The following is a 15289-nucleotide window of genomic DNA, read 5'->3' as shown; positions in this document are numbered from 1 at the left end:
CCCCTCCCTACACCCTCCCAGGGGAGGGAATCGCACAAGCCCCCGCTTTTTTATCTTTTACGGTTTGCCTTAAACTTTCTGCATTACGCTTTTAGCTTCCTTTTATTCTCCCTTAAATTCAGCCTTCCTTTTTTCCATAAAGGCTGCTACGCCTTCTTTAAAATCATTTGTGCCGAAGCATTTCCCAAATTCGGTTATTTCAGTTTCGTAGCCGTTAACGCCATCGGTATAAGCGGCATTAATGCTGCGGATGGCTGCCGCAAGGGCTAAAGGGGCACGGGATAATATTTTATTCAGGATCTCTTCGGCTTTAGTTAATAGTTCTTCGGGGTTAACTACGTGGGTAACCAGGCCATATTGCAGGGCATCGCCCGCGGTGATCATATCGGCGGTCAGGATCATTTCCATCGCTTTGCCTTTACCAACCAGTTGGGTAAGGCGTTGTGTACCCCCATAACCGGGAATGAGCCCTAAAGTTACTTCAGGCAGGCCCATTTTAGCATTGTCAGATGCTATGCGGATGTGGCAGGCCATGGCCAGCTCAAGTCCCCCGCCCAAAGCAAACCCATTTACCGCTGCTATTACAGGCTTGCTGCCGTTGGCTATTAAATCAAAAACTGCGCTGTGGCCAGTACGCGAAAGCTGTGCGCCTCCTTCAATATTCAGCGCTGCAAACTCACTGATATCAGCCCCGGCAACAAATGCTTTTGGTCCGGCTCCGGTAATGATGATACCACCTACCTCCGGATTTTGGAAAGCTTCAGTAAAAGCGCTATGCAGTTCGGCCAGCGTATCTTTATTAAGAGCGTTCAGTTTGCTTTCGCGGTTAATGGTGATTTGTTGAACGCGGCCCTTGTTTGCTATCAGTAAATTTTGAAATTCCATAGGTATTAGAAATTGCGGTGTTCATGTACCCAACCGGTTATATATTTTACAATATCCTGCGTACTGGTGCCGGGCGGAAAAAGCTCGCCAACGCCCAGTTTTTGCAACTCGAGCATATCTTCATGCGGAATAATACCACCGCCGGTAACCAAAACATCATCCATTTTTTTCTCTTTAATAAGATTAATGATGCGCGGAAATACCGTCATGTGCGCGCCCGAAAGTATAGAAATGCCAATGGCGTCCACATCCTCCTGCAGGGCAGTGTTCACCACCATTTCGGGGGTTTGCCGTAAGCCGGTGTAAATAACTTCCATACCTGCATCGCGCAGCGAAGTGGCAATAATGCGCGCGCCGCGGTCATGGCCATCGAGCCCTACTTTGGCAACTAAAACACGGATTGGTCGGTTAAAGGTATTACTCATGAATAACCTATTGGTTTTTGTAAAAGTAATAAGAAAATTATGGAAGTTTATTTATGTTTCATGCAATGTAGGGAAACCTCATAATTCGATCCGTTTTACCAATTTAATACTAAAAAATTTCTACACAAATGCTTTACAAGCTCTCCACAATTAATCGAATTACACGAATATAAAATTGATTCAATTCGTGTAATTCGATTAATACGTAAAAATTAGTGTAAAATTTTTCATTTATTGTTTAATAGCCGGCAAATTCTTCACGGCCTCTAACAATGTGGCTTCTGTAGCTGCGTTAACGTTTACAAGGTAAAACGGCTTGGCTCCTTTTGCTGCCGCCCATCGCCATTCAAACTCATTGATTGATTTCATGTTACCATTATCAAACCACCAGGCAGCGTAAATCTTATCCTTTGCCTTGGTAAGCACTCCTAAATAAACCTGCCGACCGGCAATTACTTCCTTTTTTATCGTACTGAAAACATAACCGCTTCCCTGCCAGCAAATCATCGGGTCGTGCTCAGGGCAATAAAATGGAGAGGGTTTCACATAAACCAGCGCACCGGTATTTTCAAATTTAATTACCCCGCTTTCCAATACCGATTTTTTATAACCGGGTAAGGATACGTTACTTACGCTTTTGTCCTCCAGGTCATCTATCGATTTGATGTTTATAGTTATTACAACTAACGCAACGGCCAATACAAGGTGTATCAGCGGAAAGCGCAGTTCATCCGGCGCCAGCCTGATGGTTTTATAAAACCGCGGATCGATGTATGGTTTTTCGGTTCGTTTCAATACGAAAGAAGAAAGGAACAATAAAGGCAATACCACGTAAATGAGCAGGCAGATAATCCCGGTCAGGTCATGCATCGTTGTACCCGCCGGTATTTTAAAAAAAACCAGTAGCAGGATACGGCAAAGATTGCACAGGATGTTTAACGCAAAAGTAAACACCAACAAAAACAAGATCCACACCAGGTGCAATTGCTTTGCCGCCTGCCGCTGGTAATGAGCTATTATAAACAGGCAGATCATGAACGAGGTGGCAAGCATATGCAAACCTGCGCAGGCCTGGTCCACAGAAAATTCGAAACCTTTAAACCGGATGATGTTGCCTGCTGCACTGGCTTCCATTCCCATACTTGCAAACAGAGAGGCTGCTACTTCACTGAGCCAAATTCTTAAAGGGAAACTAAAAGTATTGCTGATATACTCAAATGCCGGCGAAATGAGCAATAACAACAGGAACAATACCAGGCTTATTTTTCCTTTTAAGTTCTCAAAGAAAAGCAGTGCAGAAAACAGCAAGGCCAGGAACAAATTTGTTTTAATCGGAAAACAAACAGCAACTGTTGTAAAAACAATGGCCGGGACGAGGTGCCTTAGTGAAAGGCCCCCACGCTTTACCTTGCAGATATAAGGCAGCAGCGCCAGGCCAAGCACCATATTGGCATCCCACTTAAAATAAATGATACCTAACCTCGCTGCAATGCCAATGTATATTAACCAGCAACTACTGATGATCAGCCTGCTGCCGGTTAATTTAAATGAGATATACTCCTGCAAATTATAGCTCCGGCTGAACATGCTTGCTCTTATATACTAAGAAATTTATCACCGCTATTACAACCAGGATCAACAACCACTCACCGGGTTCGGGTACTGCGCCCGATGATTTTGCGGAAGCGTTTTGAAGGCTGTTCTTATTTTCATCAATCCCGAAGCGTTCATAATCTTTTTGAGCTTCGAGTACAATAAGGCTCGAAACAGGCGAGGCTATAAAAGCCTGGTTAGCCTCATCGATAATATCCGGCTGCACATAGGTTTTATCAAAATAATGCGGACCAACCTTTTTCATAATATCGTTATAAGCAAACAGGCGCAGCAGGTGGTCAGGCGCATTGCCTGCTTTTAAAGTATCGCCAGTTTGTTCAATAACAAAACCCGATTGGGCGAGCACTACATGGGTTGAATCTTCCTGCGAATGGCTAAATTCATGTTTTGTGAGCTTACTTTGCAGCGTTGCTACATCTCCTTCGTTATAAGTAAATACCCGCATCTCTTTCAATGCCTTTAAATAAGGCGTTAGGTTGGTGCCGATATTGTATAACTGCAATTGTTTTGCACCCGGCAGATAGCTGGTTAACGCTTTGCCAAACTCCGATTCGTCAAGATCGCGCAGGTTAGGAGAGGTTTCGGCGCATTTGGTAATTAGCAATGAACTTTCGGAGTGTTTGATCTCATTAACCGGGAACATACTGAAGTTGAGTTTGCCCATCCTTCTGTAAACGCTTCCGAGGTTATCTTCAGTTAATGTTTCCAGCTTGCCATCGTAATAGTAAACTTTTTTGGTTTTGATGGCCGGCCAAAGCTCGCCCAGTTCGCTGGCCGACCAGCTTGCATTAAGGTCGAGGTAGACGGCTTCCGGGTTAAAGTTTGTGGTTTGAGGCACATAATCTTTCAGCTGATAGCCTTTACCTGCAAATGCGAACGGCATATCGGCAAGCGGCGGGGCTTTAAACGTGATCTGCTCATCCGGTTGATAAGGCCGGTCGGCAGTATAAACGCCCTCGCTGATCTCGTCAAAGTTTGGCATGTTGAGGCTATCAGGTTTCTTCGAAAAAGATACCTGGATGGCTTCGGTTGCGTCTTCGGGCGATGGGCCATCGAAATAACTGCTTTCATAGGTAAGTATATCGCTTTGCTTGCGCAGCGGACTGGTGATCCCCACCCTGAATTTGCGGTTTTCTTCGGGAGTACATGGAAAAATTCGTGCCGTTATCGTATTGCCCTCCTGCCAGTGAATTACCGATGGGTCATGCTGCTCAACACCCACAATCTCACGATAAGCCGATTCGACTTTACCTTTAGTGGTTAATCTTGATTGCTGTTCTTTACCGTCTATCCATAATGATAAAGAACTAACCACCGAACCCTCCGGAACATGGAATGTATAGATGGCTTCTTGTTTGCCCGCCCAGGCCCGTACTCCTCCTTTTTCGGTGTTATGTACGGTTAGTGTTTTTTCGGTATAAGCTAAGCGGTATTCAGGAAAGATTTTAACATTGGTGATCACGTTAGCCGTTTTTAGCTTATCCCCGCTCCAAAGCCGTTCCTGCGCCTGGTGGCGGGAATCATACATGGCTTCTAATATTTTTATCCGCTCCTTTTCGTCAAGGTTTAAGTCGCCGCCAAACAGGCTTGCTATCACTATAAAAGGATCATGCTGCTTGGGTTCATCAAATGATGCTTTACGCCAGCCGCCCCAAAACCAACTGTCGTTAAGGTTTGCGGTTGTGTACACAATGCCGGCTTTAATGATTCGTTGTGCTATGGCGCTTTTAGGAATAGTTTGACCGACCACTACCCAGGTTGGCAACTTACCTTCAGATAAAGTATTATGATTGATGGCCAGATCAACCTGATTGCTAATACTTTTCCATTGCCATATAAAAATACTGCATGCCAAAACCGGAACCAGTAAGCCTGCGCCCAATGCCATTTTTAAGGACTTGCTGCCCCTTACTGTTTTTTTAACGGTGATAAACGTTACTATAGCCAAACCCATCGGCACAAAAACATGCAGCGAAAGGCCCAATGCAATAGCCGCAAAAATACCGATGAGATACATAGAGGTAAGGTATACGCTGTAGTAAATAAAAAGCAGGGAAGCCATCCCCAGGAAAAATGTCACCACGTGTTTCATTTTTGAACTGAGCTCATTCATAAATACAGAAAGTATAATGCTGATTGTGGAGATACAAATAACAGCCGACAGCCAGGTAACCGAAGTGTTGAAAACAGGGATGCTCAGGTTAAGTGCGAACGCGCTGATGAACCAAAGTGCCAGGAGGAGCACCCAATAATGTAAGCGTCTGAATCCTTTATATATCACCACAAAGAAAAACACAAGTGAGGCGGAGTAATTGAAGCAAAAAGCACCAAAAGCAGTTCCTTCGGTAAGTTCAAAAAGGCCGGACCCCTCCATAAGGAAGAATCCGGCAGATATAGTGATTAGGATTAGGCCAAGTTTAACAACACTATCTTCAAATAAAATTGCTTTAAGGTTTTTCATATTTTATAAATTAAAAGTACTTTGTATTTCAAAGTTTATAGATAAAAAAAATTACAGTTTTTGTTGTTTGATCAAATTTTCGAGGGCGAGGAGGTGCAGCCGGAAAGCTGCCCGGCCTTTTTCGGATGCCAGGTAGCGGGTATTGGGTTTGCGACCTATGAAAGTTTTCTCCACCTGGATGTATTCTTCCTTCTCCAGCGCTTTCAGGTGCGATGCCAGGTTGCCATCGGTAAGGTTAAGCAATTCTTTAAGCGAGTTAAAGTCGTAACTTTCATTGGCAACCAATACGCTCATGATTTGCAGGCGAATGCGGTTTTCAAAGGCTTTATCAAACTGATCTAATGATATCTTCACTTATCGTATCTAAAATGCATTACAGTACCATAAATAATGTGGAGCAGACCGAAACCCACGCTCCAGAAAATTAAGCCGTAACCCGGTATTACAGCACACAGCAAACCTAATAAAATCTCCAATATCCCCAAGCTCCTAATACCCGAATATGTATAATGACTGCCTGCAACTAACGACATGCCATAAAATATCAATGTAGCAGGGGCCACAACACCATAATAACCGCGATAAACAAGTATAAGAGTAAATAAACCGCCGCTTACCAGTGGGATTGCCATATTAATGAGCAGGCGTTTGCTGCCGGCGCCCCAAAATGGCTGACCGTTTTTTTTAGCCTTGCGTATCGATAACCAGATTCCCGTGCCAATAGACAATACAAGCACCGCAATTGCCACGATAAATAATTTTATGATCAGCAATTCTTCATTGTAAGTATGGCCCTCCCTGAGGGTAGTATACTCGCCCTGCAGCAAACTGTATCCTATACCGGCACCGGCGAAGGCATAGATGCCCGCCATCACACCCGAAAGGCCGCTAAGCGAAATAAACTTGGCCGAACGCTCCATCAGGTCGCGGATGGAACTTAACTCTGCATGAATATCTTGTTCTTTCATCAAAAGTACTTTGTTGTCCAAAGTTAAATATAAGATTTGATTTTGCAAGAGGGGGATTGAGTTTTCTCAAATTATTTGCATCGCGCATAGTTAACTCACCCGGTCTGCGCTTCGCTGGACCACCCTCTCTTCGCCTTTGGCGGAAAGAGGGCAGGGAAAAAAGAAAAACCCCTCTTTACGCTTGCGTAGAGAGGGGTGACAAGCGCAGCGATGTCGGGGTGAGTTAATACAATGAGTTGTTTTAACTTTAATTTTCAGTATTTATTGAAAGTTTAAAATATATTGTATATTTGTTTCAGAAAACACTGAAAATTATGAAAACGCTCAAGAACCACATGATCCTGTTTGATGCAGAATGCCCGATGTGCCGTGCTTATACCGGTGCCTTTGTAAAAACAGGGATGCTTGATGCTGATGGCCGCGCTGCGTACCAGGAAGCACATGCAGGTACCTGCCCTGTTTATGACAGGCAAAGGGCTGTTAATGAAATAGCCTTAATTAACCTGAAAAGCGGCGAGGTTACCTACGGTGTTAAAAGCCTTTTCAAAATAATTGCCAATACCTGGCCTGTATTTACTCCCTTATTTGCTTTTAAACCATTCATCTGGCTCATGAGCAAGGTTTATGCTTTTATATCATACAACAGGAGGGTAATTATCCCTGCTGCCGAAACCGGCTTCGAATACCAGCCTGCGTTTAAGCTGCATTATCGTTTATTGTATTTGCTTTTCACCTGGTTTTGTACAGGGTTTATACTTACCGCTTATGCACATCTGCTTAGGGGGATTGTTCCTTTAGGCAGCCCATACCGTGAGTACCTGATCTGCGGCGGGCAGATCCTTTTTCAGGGAGCGGCTATATGCAGCTTTGACCGCCGTAACCTGTGGACCTACCTCGGCAACATGATGACCATCTCTTTTGCAGGCAGCTTATTACTGCTGATGGGGTTGGTTGTAAATCATTTTTTTCAATTCGGCCCGCTGATTTACACCCTGTATTTTATGGCAGTAGCGGGATTGATGTTCCTTGAACATATCCGCCGTACCAAATTGCTTGGGCTTGGCTGGGTACTCACCGTTACCTGGGTAACTTATCGTATCGTTTTATTATTACTTATTTTAAACCTTAACTGATCATGAAAGCTTATAAAAAAATCGTACTGGCCGGCGGCAACGGTTATCTCGGTACCGTGCTGGCCAAATACTACCGCGATTTGGCAGACGAGGTGATCATCCTGGCCCGCAAACAAAAACCCGTTGATGGCAACGTACATACCGCTGTTTGGGATGGTGAAACCGAAGGGGGGTGGACGGTTCACCTTGCCGGTGCCGATATGCTGATTAACCTGTGCGGCAAAAATGTAAACTGCCGTTACACCGAAAAGAACAAGCGGGAGATCATCCGTTCAAGGGTTGTACCTACCGAACTATTAGGCAGGGTGATCCATAAGATGGAAAACCCGCCAAAGGTTTGGATCAATGTAACTTCTGCCACCATTTACCGCCACGCCGAAGACCGTCCGCAGGATGAGGATACCGGTGAGATCGGTTATGGCTTTTCTATTGATGTTTGCAAGATCTGGGAAAGCACTTTCTTTAAAACAGATACGCCCCATACCCGTAAAATTGCCCTGCGCATGGGCATTGTGTTAGGCCGAAGCGACAGTGTTTTTCCGCGGTTGCTTAACCTGGTTAGGTTTGGCTTCGGCGGCAAACAAGGCGATGGGCAGCAATACATAGCCTGGGTGCATGAGCATGATGTAGCCCGGAGCACACAATGGCTGTTAGACCACCCCGAATTAAATGGCATATTTAACTGCACCGCTCCCGAAAGCACAAGAAACACCGATATGATGCATATCATCCGCCGGGCCTATGGCGCACCATTCGGCCTGCCCGCACCGCAGTGGCTGCTGGAAGTCGGCGCCATGGTAATCGGCACCGAAACCGAACTGATATTAAAAAGCCGGTGGGTAATGCCTAAGCGTTTACTGGATAGTGGATTTATATTTCAATATGAAAAAGCGGAGCATGCGGTGCATGATATTTTGAGTTTGAAGAGGTAGCAGGTTGCTCATGTGTCAACGCGTGATGAATTTCTTCAACACGGATGCTGTCGGGAGTCTGGGCTTTAAATAGCGAAACTTAATAAGCAGGTATTGGTAAGAATAGTTTTTACTATGAACTAAAACTACTTCAGCCCCTGATATACTTCGCTATCCAAAGTCCGAGACTTCAGCAGTGCAAACATTGCTGAAACATTTAGGGCTATGAACCATCAACTATGATCCATGAACTAAAAATTACTTGAGCCAATGGTATACGATAAAGCTCGCCGTATAAGCCAGCGCGGTCATATAGGCAAACTGGGCAGCTGGCCATCGCCAGTCTTTGGTTTCGCGGTAAACAACGGCTACCGTACTGGCACATTGCATGGCGAAGGCGTAAAACATCATGAGGGAGAAGGCCACAGCCAGGGTGAACACCGGCTCTCCGGTTTGCGGATTTTTAGCCTCGTGCATTTTTTGCTGAACCGATTGCATCTTATCGGCATCGCCCTCCACGCTGTAAATGGTGGCCATGGTGCCCACAAATACCTCGCGGGCAGCAAAGGAGCTGATGAGTGCTATACCTATCTTCCAATCGAAGCCAAGGGGTTTAATAACGGGTTCAATAACATGGCCAAACACGCCGGCGTATGAGTTTTCCAGTTTTTCGGATGCGATAATTTTAGTGAGGCTATCCGGCGTCATGGTTTTGGTGTATTGGAGCTGGGCGTATTGTTTATCTATTTGCGCAAACCTGTCACCGGGGCCGTATGATTTCATTACCCACAGGATCACCGAAACAGCAATGATCACTTTACCGGCCTGCAGTACGAACGTTTTTGAACGGTCATACATGGTAAAGATCACGTTTTTCCACCTTGGCATCCGGTAAACGGGCAATTCCATAATAAAATAACCCCGTTCGCGGGCCTTCAGGATAAACTTCATCACAAAAGCCACAATAACCGCCGAAAAGATGCTGAGCACATACATGGCTGTAAGCGCCAACCCCTGCAGGTTAAAGACCCACCAAACGTTGCGGTTGGGCACTACCAACGCGATCAGCAGAGTATAAACAGGTAAACGGGCAGAGCAAGCCACCAGAGGAGTAACCATAATGGTGATCATCCTGTCTTTCCAGTTTTCGATAGTACGGGTACTCATGATAGACGGTACAGCGCAGGCAAAACCGCCGATAAGGGGTACTACTGATTTGCCGTTAAGCCCTACCTTGCGCATCACCTTATCCATCATAAAAGTAACGCGCGACATGTAGCCTGTATCTTCCAAAATAGAAATAAGCGCGAAGAGGATGGCTATCTGCGGGATAAATACCAATACCCCGCTCAGGCCGGCAAGTACGCCGTCGATGATGAGGCTGCTCAGCGGGCCGGCAGGCAGTATTTTAGCAGCGCCGGCCTGCAGCCAGATAAACAGGTCTTCGATGAGCGACATGGGGTAGGCCGACCATGAAAAGATAGCCTGGAATATGAACAGTAAGATGGCGAAGAAGATCACAAAGCCAAACACTTTATGGGTAAGGATCTTATCTATCTTATTGCTTATGGTTTCGTCGTGCGCCGTTTCAGCTTTTTTAACCGTATCGTAAAGCAGGTCGTTGATGAAGTTGTAACGGGCGATGGTTTCTGTAGCCTGCGCCTTTTGCGAGTGGAAAGAATGCTCCTGCTCCAGTTGTTCAATCCGGTCGCTCTCGGCTGCTGAAAGGTAACTCAGCGTTTCGTGCTGGTGGGCAAGCTGCAAGGCTATATATGGATTTTCAACCTGCATCTCCCCTTTTATTTGCGCTATGATGCCCGGCGCGATGCTTTCGATATCAATAGTATCCTGCTGCAATGGTACGCTGTTGGCAAAAGCAATGGCGCTTTTAAGCTTGTCAATGCCTGTATTTTTCCTGGCGGAGATAGGGACTACCGGAACGCCCAGTTTTTTGGCAAAAAGATCAATATTGATTTTGATGCCCGCCTTGTCCGACACATCTACCATGTTAAGCGCCACCACTACGGGGATCTTGAGGTCCGCGACCTGGGTATAAAGCAGCAGGTTGCGTTTTAAATTGGATGCATCAAGTATCACCACAACCAGATCTGGCACCATGCCTTTTGATTTATCGGCCAGTACCGAAAATACGATGGATTCGTCTTTACTTTTGGGATAGATGCTGTAAGTACCCGGAAGGTCAATTATTTCGGCCGTGCGGCCGTCAGGCAGTTGGCAAAAGCCTGTTTTTTTATCAACAGTAACCCCCGGAAAGTTCCCGATTTTTTGATTTAGCCCGGTTAGTATATTAAAGAGAGTTGATTTACCGGTATTTGGATTTCCTACAAGTGCAACTCTTATATTGGTTTTCAACGCTTACAAACTACTGCAAAATGATGGTGGATGCTTCAAACCTGCGCAAGCTAAGCTGGTAGCCTGATACGCTGATGGCAATAGGATCGCCAAGTGGAGCGATACGCGAAATGCGGACCTCTTCGCCGGGTAAACAGCCCATCTCCATCAGTTTTACTGACATTTCAAGATCGGTAAATTCCTTTACAATACCAGTTTCGCCTATTTCCAGTTGTGACAGCTTCATCATTTATAATATATAACGTAGCAAATGTAAGCTTATTTATATTAAATCCAAATAAGATTTGCTATGATGTGCAGATTTTAAATAGGCAGTTGTACAAATGACTTTAGTATGAAGCTTGTACGTATACAGGGGGGCAGACAGGCAGATTTAGGATATGCAAACAGGTTTTTAAATTGTATTGACAATGCTTTACTGACACGATTATGTCAGTGTTCAATTTTTAAAAAGCGGGTGTTCAACGTTTAATTTCTAAAAAAATGCAAGTCGCTGATTATCAATGATGATGTGTTCATGTTGGGTACTTTGCTAATAGTCATTAAAATTAAGTAGCTGATTATCAGTGGTGTTTTTTTTGAAGATAATTGCAAGTGTTTACACTTTAAAAAATTGAACACCCGTAATTGATAGTAAATGTGCTTTGCTGATATAGATTTACCTGGCTAAGCCATCATTTGCACATCTGCACATCTGGAATCGGCAGATTTAATTTTCCCAAAATGCGGACAGCCGCAACCCTTATGGAAAATGCCGCATGATGAACCTGCCGTTAAGAGCAGCGCGCCCAATAAAATGACCAGTTTATTTTTTTTCATTTTTTCCAATTGCCTCAACAGTTAGCATTACACTAAAAATCCCCATACAAGCTCCAAGTACATCGCAAAAAAGATCGTTCCAGTCGCCGCTGCGCCAGGTGAAAACAGATGCCTGCAGCACTTCAATAAGCGCCCCGAAAAATACACTGGTTGCCCATATCACGAATGCCCTTGTATACGTAATCCGCCGTGGTTTTTGTTGCCTGATAACACCAAAACAAACCAGTACAATAAGGGTGAAAAACAAACCGCAGTGCGTGAGTTTATCAAAGCCCCTAAAAAACAGCGGGGATTTATCAACAGAATCAAGATGTATGGAGCAAATAATTAAAACAAATAAGGCCCACAAAATAGCGGGCCCATGATATTTTAAAAACAGCTTCATCTTATACGCCGATAACCGTTTTATAATCGCCGGCAGATAAAAGTGATTCAGCATCGGCAGCATTAGCTACAGTGATCTTTACCATCCAGCCTTCGCCATATGGGTCGGTGTTAACCAGTTCGGGTTGGTTATTTAATGCCGGGTTAACTTCGGTTACGGTGCCGGCAACAGGCATAAACAGGTCTGATACTGTTTTTACTGCTTCAACGGTGCCAAAAACTTCGTCTTTAGCAACCTCTTTACCTAATGAAGTAATATCAACATACACAATGTCGCCCAGTTCGCTTTGAGCAAATTCGGTGATGCCTACGGTAGCTACATTGCCTTCAACCTTAATCCACTCGTGGTCTTTGGTGTATTTTAATTCAGCCGGAAAATTCATGTCGTTAAATTTTGTGTGCTCAAAAATAGTAAAACTTTGGCTTTCGCAATTATTGATGTGTAAATTATAAGATCATCATTTTCTATATGGCATAGCAATGATTTATCGACGATAAATTTGCGGTTAAAATTTTCTTTCTGCGGATGCCATCCAGTCATCCAGGGCCTTCCGTTGGTCTGCGTTGTTTTGCAGCCACTTTGCTCCCGCTGTTTTATCGGCGCTTAAGCTAATTAATTTAACTGCTGTTGAAAAGCTTTGAGATTGGGCCAGCTTATAAAAGAAAGCCGCGTAATAATCCCAAAAGAAGGATTGCCTGCCCGGCTTTTCGCCAAGTTTGCCAACCGCCGTAAAAATGTTTTTCAACTGGGTTTCCAGCTGACCGCCAGAAACCGAAACGGCGGCGCTTAGGGTTTTATTTAGTAACAGGGTTTCCGGATCCGCTTTAGCTGCTTTCAGGTCGCCGCCTTTTAGTAAACTTTGCAGGTTGGTATAGGCTTCATCTGCACGGGGCCCCTCCGGGTCAAGTAAAAGGAAACTACACAAACCCATTAATGCCGGTACCCTTTTGTTTTGGTGGAAAGTTACCAGCCCGTATAAGCGTTGGCTATTAGCATGTTTAGGATCGAGTTTAATGGCTTCAATGGCAGCCAGCTCGGCATCGGCATATTTTTGCGCGCGGAAATAGGCTATCCCCAGGTTAAAATACAGCGGCTGATACCCCGGCTTCAATTTGATCCCCTCTTTATAAGCGTCGATGGCCTGTTGGGGTTGACGTGCAGTATCATAAATGCTGCCCATTAATTCATAAGCAGGCCCAGTTAGGTCGCCACCTGTTTTTATCACTTTGTTGAGATAAGGCACCGCTTCCGTACCCTTGCCTGATGCAGCAAGGCTGAAGGTCAGCTGATAGTTGGCCTGCGCGTTATCTGGCTCGGCGGCAAGTGCCTCTTTATATTTTTCAATAGCCGCCGAATAATTTTTTTCGCTGTTAAGTTTGATACCCTCCTTAATAATACTATTGACATCCGTATTTTGAGCATGCGCCAACCCTGTGCTAAGCACGAGGGCCATAATAAACAAGCCTTTTTTCAACAAAACCATACTTAAACATACTAATTGTGCTAACTAACAGAAAATTTTAAAACTTTAATCAATACCTGCTGTATAATTTCTAATTTTCGCATTCGTTTAGTGTGAGATAAATTGATTTATGAGATTAGTGTACAAAAGCCTGGTAGTGTTTGCTGCCCCCCTGTTACTGTTAGCCTGTTCATCCAAAAATAAAAATAAAGACCAATCGCAGTCGCAGGTTGCCGCCAGGCCGCTTGATACCACCGCGTTGCTGGCCTACAATCCTAAAAATGCCGATAAAAAGATAGATGCCGTAATGCAGGAGCTGCACCGTACCCGCGGTTTTAACGGTAACGTGCTGGTGGCAAAAAAAGGAAAAATAGTTTATGAAAAAGCCATTGGCTGGGCCGACTACCTGCATCGCGACAGCCTGAAAATCGGTTCGCAATTTGAGCTGGCTTCGGTAACTAAAACTATGACATCAACCGCCATCCTCCTGCTGATGGAACGCGGCAAATTGAAGCTTGACGATGACGTTAAAAAGTTTTTCCCTGATTTTCCCTACGATGGTGTAACCATTCGCTTGTTACTTACCCACCGCTCGGGTATGATGAATTATGTATATTTTATCGACGATATTTACCGGAAAAATCACCTGAACCAACGCAAAGGGCTTACCAATGCTGAGGCTATGAAAATGATTGCCGATTATAAGCCAACGCGCTTCAACGAGCCCAATAAGCGTTTCCTGTATAACAACTCCAACTTTATGGTGCTTGGTTCCATCATTGAAAAAGTGAGCGGAATGAGCTATGCCCAATTTATGCAGGAAAATGTGTTTAAACCAGCCAGTATGGCACATACCCATGTTTACTCAAAAGCGGTTTATGATAAAATCCCGGTTGATGTGGTGGGGCACGACCGCGGCCAGTGGCGTTATTCGGTAGTGCAGAACTTTTTGGACGGCCCGGTGGGTGATAAAGGCATTTACAGCACGGTTGGTGACCTGTTCCTGTTTGATCGTGCTCTGCGCGCGGGGTTGTTATTAAAACCGGCCACGCTTGATTCGGCCTATGTGCCGCGCAACCCGATGGTGCACGGACATTTCAACTACGGCTACGGCTGGCGTACATTTACAGCACCGGGCGAGGAGGTAATTTATCATACCGGCTGGTGGCATGGGTTCAGGCATATTTACCTGCGGGATATGAAACACGACATTACCATAGTATTGCTGACCAACCTGGCCAACGGGAGTTTATTAAAGCTCGATGACTTGTTTAAAGCTGCTGGCATGCCTATTGTACGTAAAAGCGCATACAATGGTAATGGCGATACCAGTGATGATTAATTTTTTTGGTGAAAGGTTTATTGAGTTGATTTGGTGAGTGGTTTTAATAAACCGATTGATCACCTTTCCTCAATCCGTATTCCAACCATTCACCTAATCAACCACTCACTAAAAACTAAAAAATCATGTTTGATAAATTAATGGAAGCCCAGCAAAAGGCTGGCGAAATGAAAAAACGCCTTGATGCCATCAGTGTATCAGGCACAGCCGAGGGCGGCAAAATAGTTGTGAACGCTAATGCCAATAAAGTGATCCAATCGGTACAGATAGATCCTGATTTTTTAGCCGGTGCCGACAAAGAGGAACTGGAAGAGTTATTGGTTGTTGCGATCAACAAGGCTCTTGAACAAGCCGAAAACATCAGCCAAAGCGAAATGGCTGCCATGACCCAAAGCATGTTTGGCGGCTTAGGAGGCCTGGGTAATATGTTTGGTAAATAAAATTATACCATCCCATCTTAAAAATGTCATTTCGATGAGCGAGGGCGGGCAACAGCGGCAGCGCTAAGAGA

General features: G+C 44.8%; 16 protein-coding genes. 4 read left to right on the top strand and 12 right to left on the bottom strand.

Annotated elements, in window-relative coordinates; all coding sequences use genetic code 11:
• Positions 1-102: 102 nt before the first annotated feature.
• From FHW88_RS13220 to FHW88_RS13195, 6 genes are all read right to left on the bottom strand, one after another.
• On the bottom strand, positions 103-885 hold the full coding sequence (locus FHW88_RS13220; protein ID WP_176625951.1) for an enoyl-CoA hydratase/isomerase family protein: 783 nt from the start codon (positions 883-885) through the stop codon (positions 103-105).
• Positions 886-890: 5 nt separating this feature from the next.
• Positions 891-1310, bottom strand: a complete 420-nt coding sequence (locus FHW88_RS13215; protein ID WP_091166978.1) for a cobalamin B12-binding domain-containing protein — start codon at positions 1308-1310, stop codon at positions 891-893.
• A gap of 231 nt (positions 1311-1541) precedes the next feature.
• Positions 1542-2897 carry an exosortase N gene (gene xrtN, locus FHW88_RS13210; protein ID WP_176625949.1) on the bottom strand — a complete coding sequence of 452 codons (1356 nt, stop codon included), beginning with the start codon at positions 2895-2897 and terminating at the stop codon, positions 1542-1544.
• On the bottom strand, positions 2878-5385 hold the full coding sequence (locus FHW88_RS13205; RefSeq protein ID WP_176625947.1) for an XrtN system VIT domain-containing protein: 2508 nt from the start codon (positions 5383-5385) through the stop codon (positions 2878-2880). Before FHW88_RS13205 ends, xrtN begins: the two co-directional genes overlap by 20 nt.
• A 51-nt stretch (positions 5386-5436) precedes the next feature.
• A complete protein-coding gene (locus tag FHW88_RS13200) occupies positions 5437-5739 on the bottom strand; it encodes a winged helix-turn-helix domain-containing protein (protein ID WP_110586314.1) in 303 nt (100 codons plus the stop codon).
• Positions 5736-6353, bottom strand: coding sequence for a hypothetical protein (locus tag FHW88_RS13195; protein WP_176625945.1), 618 nt, complete (start codon positions 6351-6353; stop codon positions 5736-5738). The genes FHW88_RS13200 and FHW88_RS13195 overlap by 4 nt, the downstream gene beginning before the upstream one ends.
• 314 nt (positions 6354-6667) lie before the next feature.
• Here FHW88_RS13195 and FHW88_RS13190 point away from each other — a divergent pair, with 314 nt between their 5' ends.
• Entirely contained in the window at positions 6668-7486 is an 819-nt protein-coding gene (locus FHW88_RS13190; protein ID WP_176625943.1) for a DCC1-like thiol-disulfide oxidoreductase family protein, read from the top strand.
• Between the two features lie 2 nt (positions 7487-7488).
• Positions 7489-8418, top strand: coding sequence for a TIGR01777 family oxidoreductase (locus FHW88_RS13185; RefSeq protein ID WP_176625942.1), 930 nt, complete (start codon positions 7489-7491; stop codon positions 8416-8418).
• Between the two features lie 237 nt (positions 8419-8655).
• Here the strand turns inward: FHW88_RS13185 and feoB are convergent, their stop codons facing one another.
• The 6 genes from feoB to FHW88_RS13155 all read right to left on the bottom strand — a co-directional run bounded on the left by feoB (position 8656) and on the right by FHW88_RS13155 (position 13457).
• Entirely contained in the window at positions 8656-10770 is a 2115-nt protein-coding gene (gene feoB, locus FHW88_RS13180) for a ferrous iron transport protein B (protein ID WP_176625940.1), read from the bottom strand.
• A gap of 10 nt (positions 10771-10780) precedes the next feature.
• Entirely contained in the window at positions 10781-10996 is a 216-nt protein-coding gene (locus FHW88_RS13175; RefSeq protein WP_090532383.1) for a ferrous iron transport protein A, read from the bottom strand.
• 440 nt (positions 10997-11436) lie between these two features.
• Positions 11437-11589: a hypothetical protein gene (locus tag FHW88_RS13170; RefSeq protein WP_167516302.1), complete on the bottom strand. Its 153-nt coding sequence runs from the start codon at positions 11587-11589 to the stop codon at positions 11437-11439.
• Positions 11576-11974, bottom strand: coding sequence for a VanZ family protein (locus FHW88_RS13165; RefSeq protein ID WP_176625938.1), 399 nt, complete (start codon positions 11972-11974; stop codon positions 11576-11578). Before FHW88_RS13165 ends, FHW88_RS13170 begins: the two co-directional genes overlap by 14 nt.
• Position 11975: 1 nt before the next feature.
• Positions 11976-12356: a glycine cleavage system protein GcvH gene (gcvH, locus tag FHW88_RS13160; RefSeq protein ID WP_176625936.1), complete on the bottom strand. Its 381-nt coding sequence runs from the start codon at positions 12354-12356 to the stop codon at positions 11976-11978.
• 123 nt (positions 12357-12479) lie between these two features.
• A complete protein-coding gene (locus tag FHW88_RS13155; protein WP_176625934.1) occupies positions 12480-13457 on the bottom strand; it encodes a tetratricopeptide repeat protein in 978 nt (325 codons plus the stop codon).
• Between the two features lie 109 nt (positions 13458-13566).
• Between FHW88_RS13155 and FHW88_RS13150 the strand changes: the two genes are divergently transcribed.
• Together FHW88_RS13150 and FHW88_RS13145 are read left to right on the top strand one after the other, a co-directional pair.
• Positions 13567-14778, top strand: a complete 1212-nt coding sequence (locus FHW88_RS13150) for a serine hydrolase domain-containing protein (protein ID WP_129568956.1) — start codon at positions 13567-13569, stop codon at positions 14776-14778.
• 125 nt (positions 14779-14903) lie between these two features.
• Positions 14904-15218 carry a YbaB/EbfC family nucleoid-associated protein gene (locus FHW88_RS13145; RefSeq protein WP_176625932.1) on the top strand — a complete coding sequence of 105 codons (315 nt, stop codon included), beginning with the start codon at positions 14904-14906 and terminating at the stop codon, positions 15216-15218.
• Positions 15219-15289: the final 71 nt, after the last annotated feature.

It is taken from the genome of Mucilaginibacter sp. SG538B, from assembly GCF_013376065.1.
In the GTDB taxonomy this organism is placed as follows: domain Bacteria; phylum Bacteroidota; class Bacteroidia; order Sphingobacteriales; family Sphingobacteriaceae; genus Mucilaginibacter; species Mucilaginibacter rubeus.
The sequence above is the reverse complement of the archived record's forward strand: the minus strand, read 5'-3'. Positions and strand labels throughout refer to the sequence as shown.

Bases quoted from the DNA above. Each gene is read 5' to 3' on its own strand.
- FHW88_RS13220 (WP_176625951.1), bottom strand. From the start codon at position 885: ATGGAATTTCAAAATTTACTGATAGCAAACAAGGGCCGCGTTCAACAA.
- FHW88_RS13215 (WP_091166978.1), bottom strand. From the start codon at position 1,310: ATGAGTAATACCTTTAACCGACCAATCCGTGTTTTAGTTGCCAAAGTA.
- xrtN (WP_176625949.1), bottom strand. From the start codon at position 2,897: ATGTTCAGCCGGAGCTATAATTTGCAGGAGTATATCTCATTTAAATTA.
- FHW88_RS13205 (WP_176625947.1), bottom strand. From the start codon at position 5,385: ATGAAAAACCTTAAAGCAATTTTATTTGAAGATAGTGTTGTTAAACTT.
- FHW88_RS13195 (WP_176625945.1), bottom strand. From the start codon at position 6,353: ATGAAAGAACAAGATATTCATGCAGAGTTAAGTTCCATCCGCGACCTG.
- FHW88_RS13190 (WP_176625943.1), top strand. From the start codon at position 6,668: ATGAAAACGCTCAAGAACCACATGATCCTGTTTGATGCAGAATGCCCG.
- FHW88_RS13185 (WP_176625942.1), top strand. From the start codon at position 7,489: ATGAAAGCTTATAAAAAAATCGTACTGGCCGGCGGCAACGGTTATCTC.
- FHW88_RS13175 (WP_090532383.1), bottom strand. From the start codon at position 10,996: ATGAAGCTGTCACAACTGGAAATAGGCGAAACTGGTATTGTAAAGGAA.
- FHW88_RS13170 (WP_167516302.1), bottom strand. From the start codon at position 11,589: ATGAAAAAAAATAAACTGGTCATTTTATTGGGCGCGCTGCTCTTAACG.
- FHW88_RS13165 (WP_176625938.1), bottom strand. From the start codon at position 11,974: ATGAAGCTGTTTTTAAAATATCATGGGCCCGCTATTTTGTGGGCCTTA.
- gcvH (WP_176625936.1), bottom strand. From the start codon at position 12,356: ATGAATTTTCCGGCTGAATTAAAATACACCAAAGACCACGAGTGGATT.
- FHW88_RS13155 (WP_176625934.1), bottom strand. From the start codon at position 13,457: ATGGTTTTGTTGAAAAAAGGCTTGTTTATTATGGCCCTCGTGCTTAGC.
- FHW88_RS13150 (WP_129568956.1), top strand. From the start codon at position 13,567: ATGAGATTAGTGTACAAAAGCCTGGTAGTGTTTGCTGCCCCCCTGTTA.
- FHW88_RS13145 (WP_176625932.1), top strand. From the start codon at position 14,904: ATGTTTGATAAATTAATGGAAGCCCAGCAAAAGGCTGGCGAAATGAAA.